The sequence below is a fragment of the Burkholderia sp. Tr-862 genome (assembly GCF_011753085.1).
Taxonomy (GTDB): domain Bacteria; phylum Pseudomonadota; class Gammaproteobacteria; order Burkholderiales; family Burkholderiaceae; genus Burkholderia; species Burkholderia ambifaria.
Genome location: NZ_VWWG01000197.1, coordinates 1 through 10,889 on the forward strand (window position 1 = coordinate 1; position 10,889 = coordinate 10,889).

Genomic DNA, 10,889 nt, shown 5'->3' on the forward strand with positions numbered 1-10,889 from the left:
TCCTGCGCGCGATCTTCAATCTCGGCGCGGGCGTCGACGCGCTGCTCGCGCTCGACCGCGCGCATCCCGGCACGCTGCCGCGCGACGTGCCGCTGGTGCGCCTCGAGGATTCGGGCATGGCGCAGCAGATGATCGAATACGTGACGCACGCGGTGCTGCGCTACCTGCGCCGTTTCGACGAATACGAAGCGCTGCAGCGCGAGCGCCGCTGGCAGGTGCTCGAACCGCATCCGCGCGCGCGCTTCACCGTCGCGGTGCTCGGCCTCGGCGTGCTCGGTGCGCAGGTCGCGCAGGCGCTCGCCGCGCTCGGCCTGCCGGTGCGCGGCTACAGCCGCAGCCCGAAGCAGCTCGACGGTATCGACACCTTCGCGGGCGTCGACGCATTCGACTCGTGCATCGACGGTGCGAAAGTACTCGTGAACCTGCTGCCGAGCACGCGCGATACCGACGGGATCCTGTCGGCGCGCACCTTCGCCCGGCTCGCGCCGGGTGCGTACCTGGTGAACGTCGCACGCGGCGCGCATCTCGTCGAAGCCGACCTGCTCGACGCGCTCGCGAGCGGCCAGCTCGCCGCGGCGACGCTCGACGTGTTCCAGCACGAGCCGCTGCCGGCCGATCATCCGTTCTGGCACGCGCCGCGCATCACGATCACGCCGCACAGTTCGGCCGAGACGCTGCGCGACGAAGCCGTCGAGCAGATCGCGGGCAAGATCCGCGCGCTCGAGCGTGGCGAGCGTGTCGGCGGTATCGTCGACTACGCGCGCGGCTACTGAATTCCGCCCTACACAAACTGGAGACAACCATGACGTTCCCCACCGCCGTCAAGATCGTCGAAGTCGGCCCGCGCGACGGGCTGCAGAACGAAAAGACCTTCGTGCCGACCGACGTGAAGATCGCGCTCGTCGACCGGCTGTCGCGCGCCGGTTTCCGCAACATCGAGGCCGCGTCGTTCGTGTCGCCGAAATGGGTGCCGCAGATGGCCGACGGCGCCGACGTGATGGCCGGCATCGAGCGTCGCGCGGGCACCGTGTATTCGGTGCTCACGCCGAACCTGAAGGGCTTCGAGAACGCGCTCGCCGCACGCGCGGACGAAGTGGTGATCTTCGGCGCGGCGAGCGAGGCGTTCTCGCAGCGGAACATCAACTGCAGCATCGCGGAAAGCATCGCGCGCTTCGAGCCGGTCGCGAAGGCCGCGAAGGATGCCGGTGTGCGGCTGCGCGGCAGCGTATCGTGCACGCTCGGCTGCCCGTACCAGGGCGAGGTGCCGGTCGCGTCGGTCGTCGACGTCGTCGAACGCTTCGCCGCGCTCGGCTGCGACGAGATCGACATCGCCGACACGATCGGCGTCGGCACGCCGAAGCGCACGCGCGAAGTGCTGTCGGCCGTCACGCGCGTGTTTCCGCGCGAACGGCTGTCGGGCCATTTCCACGACACCTACGGCCAGGCGCTCGCGAACATCTACGCGGCGCTGTTCGAAGGGATCGAGATCTTCCACGCGTCGGTCGCCGGCCTGGGCGGCTGTCCGTACGCGAAGGGCGCGACCGGCAACGTCGCGACCGAGGACGTGCTGTACCTGATGCAGGGCCTCGGCATCGACACCGGCATCGACCTCGCGCAGGTGGTCGCCGCCGGCGACTTCATCTCGAACGCGATCGGCCGCGCGAACGTGTCGCGCGCCGGCCGCGCGCTGCTCGCCAAGGCGCAGAGCGCGAGCGACGCGCCGAGCTGCGTCTGACCCCGACACTCACGGATTCACCATGACGACACCCACTTCATTCGACTCCCTCCCCGATTCCGCGCGACGCGTCGCACTGCTGCTGCGCGAGCGCGGGCATTCGAAAGGCATCGTGATGCTCGCCGAAACCGGCAAGACTTCCGCCGAGGCCGCGGCCGGGCTTGGCTGCTCGGTCGCGCAGATCGCGAAGTCGATCCTGTTTCGGCGCGAATCGGACGGGCTGCCGGTGCTCGTCGTCGCGAGCGGCGTGAACCGCGTCGACGAGAAGAAGGTCGCCGCCCAGGTCGGCCCGGTCGGCCGAGCCGATGCGAAGTTCGTGCGCGACCACACCGGCTACGCGATCGGCGGCGTGTGCCCGATCGGCCATCTCGTCGAACCGGTCACGCTGATCGACGCCGACCTGCTCGAGCTCGACAGCCTGTGGGCGGCCGCCGGCCATCCGCACGCTGTGTTCAACCTGTCGCCGCAGGAGCTCGTCTCGCTGACGGGCGCACCGGTCGCCGACGTCGCGTTGAGGAACGACGCATGAGCGACGTGCCGGTGCCGGTCGGCACGGTCGCCTCGCCGTGCACCGACGTATGCAGGATCGACCCGCGTACCGACTGGTGCGCGGGGTGCCTGCGCACGCGCGACGAGATCAAGGGATGGCGCGCGTCGGACGACGACGCGAGACGCGCGCTGCTCGCGCGGCTCGATGCGCGGCGGCGCCTGCTCGCCCGGAGCGGCGCATAAAAAAATGCCGTTCGGCCTGTCTGGCGAACGGCATGAGATCGGAATCCTGTGAACGTGATCAACGTCACAGCCGCATCATACGAGCGACGCTGCGGCGTCGCATCGGGTGTTTCCCTACAACTCCTTACGGCATTTTTCGCGCGCAATCCGCGTTCCCGGATGCGGCGCCCACGGGCGCGGCGGCCGGCTCCGGCGACGAGCCGAAACAGGCCGCCGAATCGCACGAGCGTTTCAGTTGCCGACGGTCGCGCGACGCGCGGGCACGATGCGCCAGCCGAGGTTCACGCCGGCCGCCGCGAGCAGGATCAGGAGCGCGCCGAGCACCTGCGTCCATGCGAGCGTCTGCCCGAACGCGACGCGATCGACAATGATCGCGACGACCGGATAGACGAACGACAGCGCGCCCGTCATCGCGACCGGCAGCTTCTGGATCGCGCCGTACAGCAGCACATACATCAGGCCGGTGTTCACGACGCCGAGCACGATGAGATCGAGCCACTGCGCGGGCGTCGCGGGCAACGTGCCGAAGTGGGCGAACGGCGCGAGCAGCACGATGCCGAGGCCGGCCTGCAGCAGCGCGAGCAGATGCGGCGGCGTGCCCTTCAGGTGCTTCGTGACTATCGACGATACCGCGTACAGGAACGCCGCGCCGAGCGACAGCGCGACGCCTTCGAGATATTCGCCGGGTACCGCGAGCACCGCCGGCTCGACCCGCACCACGCACACGAGCCCGACGAAGGCGAGCGCGAGCCACGTGATCGTCGAGGCGCTGACCCGTTCGCGGAACACGATCGCGCCGAGCGCGACGAGCATGAACGGCTGCGTGTTGTAGACGGCGGTCGCCATCGAGATCGACGCGCGCGAATACGCGGCGAACAGCAGCAGCCAGTTCGCGACGATCGCGACGCTGCCGAGCGTCGCCAGCGCGAGCATGCGCGGCGAGAACAGCGCGCGGCGCAGGAAGCCGAGCGCCGCGCAGACGATCGCGAGCGTCGCCGCGCCGAACAGGCAGCGGAAGAACACGACGTTGGTGAGCGGTTGCTGCGACGACATCACGAGCCAGCCGATCGTGCCGGACATCATCATCGCGACGACCATCTCGGCGGCGCCGCGGCGGGTTTCGTTCGAGGCCATCATGGACTCCGTTTGACGAGAGAAGATGACTTCGATTCTAGGAACTTGCTTTCCGCGCATCCACGACTAAACTGAAGCGAAACCACCGATTCACCTTCGAAAGCAAAGCGATCATGTCGAAACGCCTTTCCCCGCCCGCCGTCGCGTCACTGGACGCGACCGACCGCGCGATCCTCGCGGCGCTTGCCGAGGATGCGCGCATCGCGACCAGCGAACTGGCGCGGCAGATCGGGCTGTCGGCGCCCGCGACCGCCGACCGCGTGCGGCGGCTCGAAGCGCAGGGCGTGATCGCCGGCTTCACCGTCGAGCTCGACCCGCGCGCGCTCGGCTACACGCTGCAGGCGATCGTCCGCGTGAAGCCGCTGCCGGGGCAGCTGCATCTGGTCGAGGAGGTGTTGCGGCGGATTCCCGAATTCGTCGAATGCGACAAGGTGACCGGCGAGGACTGCTTCATCTGCCGGCTCTACCTGCGCACGATCGAGCACCTCGACGACATCCTGTCGAAGGTGACGGAGCGCGCGGAAACGAGCACGGCGATCGTGAAATCGACGCCCGTGCCGCGCCGCCTGCCGCCGCTCGTCGAAGACGACGCCGCGCGCCGCTGACCGTCGGCGCGCGACCCGCCGCGCCCGGCGCCGCTCACGCGGCCGCGTCGTGCGCGTCGAAGAACGCGAGCATCTCGTCGATCAGCGCGACGGGCGCCTCTTCCGGAATGTAGTGCCCGCAATCCAGCGCGCGGCCGCTGACGTCGCGCGCGACGCGCCGCCATTCGTCGAGCGGATCGAAGCAGCGGCCGACGACCCCGTGCTCGCCCCACAGCACGCGCAGCGGGCACGCGACCTTGTTGCCGCGCTCGAGATCCGCGCGGTCGTGTTCGAGATCGATCGTCGCCGACGCGCGGTAGTCCTCGCACATCGCATGCACGGCGCCCGGCTGCGCGAGCGCGGCGCGATACGCGGCGAGCGCCTCCGGCGCGAACGGCGCGAGCCCGGCGGAACGGTTGCCCATCACGCGCTCGATATACGCATCGGTGCGGCCTTCGATCAGCGTTTCGGGCAGCGGCGCCGGCTGGATCAGGAAGAACCAGTGGAAATACGCAGTCGCGAACGCACGATCGGTTTTCTCGTACATCGCGAGCGTCGGCGCGATGTCGAGCAGCATCATCCGTTCGACGGCCGCCGGATGATCGAGCGCGAGCCGGTGCGCGACGCGCGCGCCGCGATCGTGCGCGCACACGTGGAATTGCTCGAAGCCGAAATGCCGCATCACGGCGACCTGGTCGGCCGCCATCGCGCGTTTCGAATACGGCGCATGCCGCGCGTCGCTCGGCGGCCTGCCCGACGCGCCGTAGCCGCGCAGGTCGGTCGCGATCACCGTGAAGTGATTCGCCAGCATCGCGGCGACGCGATGCCAGATCATGTGGGTCTGCGGATGGCCGTGCAGCAGCAGAAGCGGCGGCCCCGCGCCTCCTTTGACACCGAAGATGTCGGTGTCCTGCATCGTCACGCGAAACGATGCAAACGCCTCAAACGACATGGTTTGTTTCTCGTGGGTTTGTTATGGCGGGTATTGTAGGAGCGCCCGGCCGCCTGCTGCGCGCGACAGAGGCCCGAATGCGTAGAAAGAGAACACTCACTCGATTGTCGCCACGCTGCTCAGTTTGCTAAGCTCGCGTAGAATCGCACGACCGTTCGTATTAATATGGACGCAGCGGTACACCGCTACACTCGAAGCACCGTTCGACCGCCAAGCATGAATGCCGAAGCCGGCGCGATCGCGCCGGGTCCGGCCGCCCCTCGAGACTGGAGACATCACATGGCATTGCCCGCCGTCCTGCAGAACCTGACGCTGCCCGTCATCGCGTCGCCGATGTTCATCGTCAGCTACCCCGAACTCGTGCTCGCGCAATGCAAGGCGGGTATCGTCGGATCATTCCCCGCGCTCAACGCCCGTCCGGCCGAACTGCTCGACGAATGGCTCACGCAGATCCAGTCCGAGCTCGCCGACCACAAGGCGAAGCACCCGGACGCGGTGATCGGCCCGATCGCGGTCAACCAGATCGTCCACCAGTCGAATGTGCGCCTCGAGCATGACGTGCGCGTATGCGTCGACCACAAGGTGCCGATCTTCATCACGAGCCTGCGCGCGCCGGCGCGCGAGATCGTCGACGCGGTGCACAGCTACGGCGGCATCGTGCTGCACGACGTGATCAACCTGCGTCACGCGCAGAAGGCGCTCGAAGCCGGCGTCGACGGGCTGATCCTCGTCGCGGCCGGCGCCGGCGGCCACGCGGGCACGACTTCGCCGTTCGCGCTCGTCGGCGAAGTGCGCAGGATGTTCGACGGCCCGATCGTGCTGTCCGGCGCGATCGCGAACGGCGGCTCGATCCTCGCCGCGCAGGCGATGGGCGCCGACTTCGCGTACATGGGCACGCGCTTCATTGCGACGCAGGAAGCGCACGCGGTCGAGGACTACAAGCACGCGATCCTCAACGCGAAATCGTCCGACATCGTCTATACGAACCTCTTCACCGGCGTGCACGGCAACTACATCCGCGAGAGCATCGAGAAGGCCGGCCTCGATCCGGACGCGCTGCCGGAATCGGACAAGACGAAGATGAATTTCGGCGGCGACAAGGCGAAGGCGTGGAAGGACATCTGGGGTGCCGGCCAGGGCGTCGGCCTGATGGACGACCTGCCGAGCGTCGGCGAGCTGGTCGAGCGGATGAAGCGCGAGTACGACGACGCGAAGGCACGGCTCGGCATCGCACGCTGACGCACGCGGCGGGTTGCGCCACCGCCGCGCATCACGTCGGACCCAAACGAAAAAGCGCGAACCGCAACGGCTCGCGCTTTTTTCATATCCGCCCGCGGGCGGGCAGCGCCGGTCAGCCCGCGCGCTTGATCCGCGTGATCGGCAGCACGCGCAGACGCGATTCGATCGACGGGCACAGCGACTGCCCTTCGAAACGCCCGGCGAGGAAGTCGACGAACGAGCGCACCTTCGCGGACACGTGGCGGCGGCTCGCATACACCGCATAGATCGGCGCCTCGTGCGGCGGCACCGAGTCGAGCAGCACCGGCACGAGCCGGCCGGATTCGATGTCGTCGCCGACCACCTCGGTGCCGAGCAGCGCGATGCCCGCGCCCGCGAGCACGGCCGCGCGCAGCCCTTCGAGATGATTCACGATCAGGTTGCCGTTCAGGTTCACGCGCGACGCGGCGGCCGCGTCGATCACCAGCGAATCGAGCATCGTCGAATTCGAATCGCGCCGCAGGTAGTTGTGGTGCGCGAGATCGGCGATCGTCTGGGGCGTGCCGTGCTTCTCGAGATACTCGGGCGACGCGACCAGCAGGATGTGCGCGGTCGCGATCTGCCGCGCGACCAGCGACGAGGATTTCAATCCGTTCGGCGCCGCGCGCACCGCGACGTCATAGCCTTCCTCGATCAGGTCGACCACGCGATCGGACAGCGTCATGTCGACGGTCACGTCCGGGAACCGGCCCGCATAATCGGTGACGGCCTCCATCACGTGCCGCAATCCGAACGCGGACAGCGACGTCACGCGCAGGCGGCCCTGCGGCACGACGCTCGCGGCGCCGACCGCCTGTCCGGCTTCGTCGAGTTCCGACAGCGCCTGCACGAGGCGCTCATAGTATTCGCGTCCCGCCTCGGTCGGCGCGACGCGTCGTGTCGTGCGATGCAGCAGCCGCGCACCGAGCTGCTGCTCGAGATGCATCACGTGCTTGCTCGCCATCGCAGCCGACATCTGCATGCGCTCCGCCGCGCCGACGAAGCTGCCCACTTCGACGACGTAGCGAAACACATTCATGCTGACGAGGGTATCCATCGAACTAGCTCGCAATTCCTGGGAATCATGCAATTACGAGATAGGGTAACAAAGGCAAGGAAACAAGAAGGTCAACAATGGCAAAACGGCGCAGCGAAAAGCGGCGCCGTTTCGGGGCGGGAAGCTGGCGGGCGGGACGCGCGTTGCGGATTCGCGCCCGCCATCGTCTCGTCAGAACTTTGCGCGGATGCCTGCGCCGAACGTGTTGCCGTTCGACAGGCCGCTGATGTGGTCGTTCATGTACGCGGCGTAGACGTCGGTACGCTTGGACAGCGGATAGTCGTAGCCGACGGCCCAGGTCTGGCGCGTCTGGTCGAGGCCGCCCGCGTCGCGCGAATACGCATACGACGCCATCGCGTTGCCGACGCCGAGCGGCACCGACACGCCGCCCTGCGCGGTATTCACGTGCCAGCTGCCGGCGACCTGGTCGTTCTTCGTATACATGTACTGGCCGAACAGCTTCACGTACTTCAGGTCGTAGGTCGCGCCGACCAGCCCGATGCCCTGGCTCTTCATGCCGGTCACGAGCGAGCTCAGGTCCTGCGGGCCGTTGTTGAAGTTCACGTACTGGTAGACGGCGGTCGCGGCGAACGGGCCGTTTGCGTAGTTGAACTGCGCGCTCCACTTCTTCGAGCGGTTGTCGCCGGCCGTGTTGCCGAGCGCGTACATCGCCCCGAAATTCAGGCCGCCGAACGAAGGCGACGTGTACGACAGCGCGTTGTTCCAGCCCGAATCGCCGACCGCGCCCTGGTCGCTCGGATAGGTCGGGAACGTGCCGAGACCGAGGAACACGTGGTACACCATCGGCGAGAAGGTGTACGAGTCGTAGAACGGGTTGAACAGGATCGTCGACAGGAACAGGTGCGTCGTCAGGCGGCCTGCCGTCACCGTGCCGTACGGCGAGCTGACGCCGACGTACGCGTTGCGCGCGAAGAACGTATCGCCCTGGAAGCGGCCGAACTGGCCATTCTGCGCGCGGAAGAAGCTCTCCAGCGTGAAGATCGCCTTGTAGCCGTCGCCGAGATCCTCCGCACCGTGCAGGCCCCAGTACGAGGTCGACATCCCGCCGCCCGACACGTTCCACGCGCGATCGCCGCCCGGGAACTTGGTTGCGCCGATCCATTCGTCCACCTGACCGTAGAGCGAGACGCTCGACTGCGCGTGGACGGGTGCAGCGGCCGCCACGCAGGCGGCCGCGGCGATCAGCTTGACAGACGTGCGCGACGCACGGCGAGCGAATGCTTTCATGGGATCTCCAGGTTTTGTCGAATGTCGATAAGTGGCGCGAGCGTTGTTTTTTGGAGCCGATTGCTTGCGTCGTATGGGGCGCAGCCATCTTTACGGATCATTTGTCCGGTCAAAATTGCGCACACTTATTGCGGGTATAGCGGCGGCATTAACTTCGCGGAATCGACACATGGCCGGACGCGTCGCGGCGGGCCCGCGCGGAGCGGGCGCGCGACGGGACGGCCGCGGGATGGCGCCCGTGCCGGGCGCGAAAGATAGCGCAATGCGGCGGGAAAATCAGCGGAAATCTGCGCACGACTGTGGCGAATTCGCATCACAGCCGGCGAGGGATGAGCGCGCGGCGGCGCTCAGCGAACGGGCGGGGCGCTCAGTTTCGGTAGAACGGGGAGTAATACGGCGAGTGGGCAGGTTCTTCCTGCGCGCGGGGCGGCGGCATCGGACGGCCGCCGCGCTCCTCGTTGTAGCGCGCGACGTCGGCGCGGATCGAGCCGGCACGCAGCGGCACGTTGCCGCCGCCCTGCGGGCGCGGCATCTGGCGGGAGTCGGCGCTGATCGGGCGATATGGGCTCTGCGCGGCGTAATGGCCGTAAGACGGCGTCGGCCGCAGACCCCAGCGGGATCCGTAGCCGCTCACGCCGCCGGGACGGGCACCGCCCGGGGGCAGCGCCCGACGCCAGACCTGTGCGCTGGGGGCCGACTGGCCGTACGCGCGCATGTCGCCGCCGCCGAAACCGTGGCCGCCGAACGCATGACCGCCGTGCGGCGGTTGTGCGAGCGCAAGCGGCATCAGCAGCGTGCCGAGCACACCTGCCACCCATCGTCCGACCTTCAGTTTCACCCGTTCCGTCATCATTCATTGCCTGTTGCCGCTCGCCGCCGGTGTTTCCGGCTGACGCAAGCCTTTCAGCAGTAATTTATGAGCGGTCCGAAACGGTGTCGAGCCAAAAAGTGTTAGGTCGCCGGCATCGGTGTAACACCATGTTACTGCTAGGTTTTTTCACTTCCGCGGCCAATCGTGGAAGAACATTCTTCTGCCCGTTCGCGCGCCCTCGGGCGGGCCTGTCGCATGCAATGGATTCATCAATCGATTCTCACAATGAATTTGTCTATTGAATGACCAGCCGGGACAATATCGGCTTCGCGCGCGCGAGATGCGCGCCGCCGTTTCCGAATCGAGCTCCCCGATGGCCCGTCCCCGTTTCCTTCCCGACAACTTCACGCTCGCACTCGTCGGCACCGTCGTGCTCGCGAGCCTCTTGCCGTGCCGCGGCCCGGCCGCCCATGCGTTCAACTGGGCGACCAACATCGCGGTCGGCCTGCTGTTCTTCCTGCATGGCGCGAAGCTGTCGCGCGAAGCCGTCGTCGCGGGGGCGACCCACTGGCGGCTGCACGCGGTCGTGCTGCTCAGCACGTTCGCGCTGTTTCCGCTGCTCGGCCTCGCGCTGAAACCCGTGCTGCAGCCGCTCGTCACGCCGACGCTCTATGCCGGCGTGCTCTTTCTGTGCACGCTGCCGTCGACGGTCCAGTCGTCGATCGCGTTCACGTCGATCGCGAAGGGCAACGTGCCGGCCGCCGTGTGCGCGGCGTCCGCGTCGAGCCTGCTCGGGATCTTCGTGACGCCGGCGCTCGTCGGGCTGATGATCACGTCGCAGTCGGCCGCGGCCGCGTCGCCTTGGAGTACCGTCGGCAGCATCGTGATGCAGCTGCTCGTGCCGTTCGTCGCCGGCCAGCTGCTGCGGCCCGTGATCGGCGGCTGGATTGAGCGCAATCGCGGCGTGCTGCGCTTCGTCGACCAGGGCTCGATCCTGCTCGTCGTCTACGTCGCGTTCAGCGAGGCCGTGAACCAGGGGCTGTGGCACCAGATTCCGGCGCGCGCGCTCGGCGGCCTGCTGGTCGTCAACGTCGTGCTGCTCGTGATCGCGCTGGTGCTGACCACGGTTGTCAGCAAGCGGCTCGGCTTCAACCGGGCCGACCAGATCACGATCATCTTCTGCGGGTCGAAGAAGAGCCTCGCGGCCGGCGTGCCGATGGCGAAGGTGATCTTCTCCGCGCAGGCGGTCGGCGCGATCGTGCTGCCGCTGATGCTGTTCCACCAGATCCAGCTGATGGCGTGCGCGGCGCTCGCGCAGCGCTGGGGCGCGCGCGACCTGAGCGGCGAGCGCGACGGCGAGGATGCCGCGGCCGGCACGG

12 protein-coding genes are annotated in these 10,889 nt (G+C 67.7%); 7 read left to right on the top strand and 5 right to left on the bottom strand.

Annotated elements, in window-relative coordinates:
• From F3J14_RS30615 to F3J14_RS30630, 4 genes are all read left to right on the top strand, one after another.
• Window positions 1-773 (top strand): glyoxylate/hydroxypyruvate reductase A (locus tag F3J14_RS30615; protein ID WP_166726111.1); only part of this gene is annotated, 773 nt, incomplete at its 5' end.
• Window positions 774-802: 29 nt separating this feature from the next.
• Complete coding sequence (locus tag F3J14_RS30620; protein WP_166726112.1) at window positions 803-1,735, top strand: hydroxymethylglutaryl-CoA lyase; 933 nt, start codon at window positions 803-805, stop codon at window positions 1,733-1,735.
• Between the two features lie 22 nt (window positions 1,736-1,757).
• Window positions 1,758-2,264: a YbaK/EbsC family protein gene (locus F3J14_RS30625; protein WP_006754263.1), complete on the top strand. Its 507-nt coding sequence runs from the start codon at window positions 1,758-1,760 to the stop codon at window positions 2,262-2,264.
• Entirely contained in the window at window positions 2,261-2,467 is a 207-nt protein-coding gene (locus F3J14_RS30630; RefSeq protein ID WP_006762224.1) for a DUF1289 domain-containing protein, read from the top strand. Before F3J14_RS30625 ends, F3J14_RS30630 begins: the two co-directional genes overlap by 4 nt.
• Before the next feature lie 231 nt (window positions 2,468-2,698).
• Here the strand turns inward: F3J14_RS30630 and F3J14_RS30635 are convergent, their stop codons facing one another.
• Entirely contained in the window at window positions 2,699-3,601 is a 903-nt protein-coding gene (locus tag F3J14_RS30635; protein ID WP_166726113.1) for a DMT family transporter, read from the bottom strand.
• A gap of 113 nt (window positions 3,602-3,714) precedes the next feature.
• Between F3J14_RS30635 and F3J14_RS30640 the strand changes: the two genes are divergently transcribed.
• A complete protein-coding gene (locus tag F3J14_RS30640) occupies window positions 3,715-4,206 on the top strand; it encodes an Lrp/AsnC family transcriptional regulator (protein ID WP_034177375.1) in 492 nt (163 codons plus the stop codon).
• 34 nt (window positions 4,207-4,240) lie between these two features.
• Here F3J14_RS30640 and F3J14_RS30645 read toward each other — a convergent pair whose 3' ends face one another.
• Window positions 4,241-5,137 carry an alpha/beta hydrolase gene (locus tag F3J14_RS30645; protein WP_166726114.1) on the bottom strand — a complete coding sequence of 299 codons (897 nt, stop codon included), beginning with the start codon at window positions 5,135-5,137 and terminating at the stop codon, window positions 4,241-4,243.
• Between the two features lie 279 nt (window positions 5,138-5,416).
• Between F3J14_RS30645 and F3J14_RS30650 the strand changes: the two genes are divergently transcribed.
• A complete protein-coding gene (locus F3J14_RS30650; RefSeq protein WP_006754123.1) occupies window positions 5,417-6,376 on the top strand; it encodes a nitronate monooxygenase family protein in 960 nt (319 codons plus the stop codon).
• A 112-nt stretch (window positions 6,377-6,488) separates the two neighbouring features.
• Here the strand turns inward: F3J14_RS30650 and F3J14_RS30655 are convergent, their stop codons facing one another.
• The 3 genes from F3J14_RS30655 to F3J14_RS30665 form a co-directional block, all read right to left on the bottom strand.
• Window positions 6,489-7,451, bottom strand: a complete 963-nt coding sequence (locus F3J14_RS30655) for a LysR family transcriptional regulator (RefSeq protein WP_166726115.1) — start codon at window positions 7,449-7,451, stop codon at window positions 6,489-6,491.
• A gap of 171 nt (window positions 7,452-7,622) precedes the next feature.
• On the bottom strand, window positions 7,623-8,699 hold the full coding sequence (locus F3J14_RS30660) for a porin (protein WP_166726116.1): 1,077 nt from the start codon (window positions 8,697-8,699) through the stop codon (window positions 7,623-7,625).
• A gap of 367 nt (window positions 8,700-9,066) precedes the next feature.
• On the bottom strand, window positions 9,067-9,549 hold the full coding sequence (locus F3J14_RS30665; RefSeq protein ID WP_166726117.1) for a peptide-binding protein: 483 nt from the start codon (window positions 9,547-9,549) through the stop codon (window positions 9,067-9,069).
• A gap of 334 nt (window positions 9,550-9,883) precedes the next feature.
• Between F3J14_RS30665 and F3J14_RS30670 the strand changes: the two genes are divergently transcribed.
• On the top strand, window positions 9,884-10,889 hold a 1,006-nt coding region (locus F3J14_RS30670), incomplete at its 3' end, for a bile acid:sodium symporter family protein (protein ID WP_166726118.1).

Bases quoted from the DNA above. Each gene is read 5' to 3' on its own strand.
- F3J14_RS30620 (WP_166726112.1), top strand. From the start codon at position 803: ATGACGTTCCCCACCGCCGTCAAGATCGTCGAAGTCGGCCCGCGCGAC.
- F3J14_RS30625 (WP_006754263.1), top strand. From the start codon at position 1,758: ATGACGACACCCACTTCATTCGACTCCCTCCCCGATTCCGCGCGACGC.
- F3J14_RS30630 (WP_006762224.1), top strand. From the start codon at position 2,261: ATGAGCGACGTGCCGGTGCCGGTCGGCACGGTCGCCTCGCCGTGCACC.
- F3J14_RS30635 (WP_166726113.1), bottom strand. From the start codon at position 3,601: ATGGCCTCGAACGAAACCCGCCGCGGCGCCGCCGAGATGGTCGTCGCG.
- F3J14_RS30640 (WP_034177375.1), top strand. From the start codon at position 3,715: ATGTCGAAACGCCTTTCCCCGCCCGCCGTCGCGTCACTGGACGCGACC.
- F3J14_RS30645 (WP_166726114.1), bottom strand. From the start codon at position 5,137: ATGTCGTTTGAGGCGTTTGCATCGTTTCGCGTGACGATGCAGGACACC.
- F3J14_RS30650 (WP_006754123.1), top strand. From the start codon at position 5,417: ATGGCATTGCCCGCCGTCCTGCAGAACCTGACGCTGCCCGTCATCGCG.
- F3J14_RS30655 (WP_166726115.1), bottom strand. From the start codon at position 7,451: ATGGATACCCTCGTCAGCATGAATGTGTTTCGCTACGTCGTCGAAGTG.
- F3J14_RS30660 (WP_166726116.1), bottom strand. From the start codon at position 8,699: ATGAAAGCATTCGCTCGCCGTGCGTCGCGCACGTCTGTCAAGCTGATC.
- F3J14_RS30665 (WP_166726117.1), bottom strand. From the start codon at position 9,549: ATGACGGAACGGGTGAAACTGAAGGTCGGACGATGGGTGGCAGGTGTG.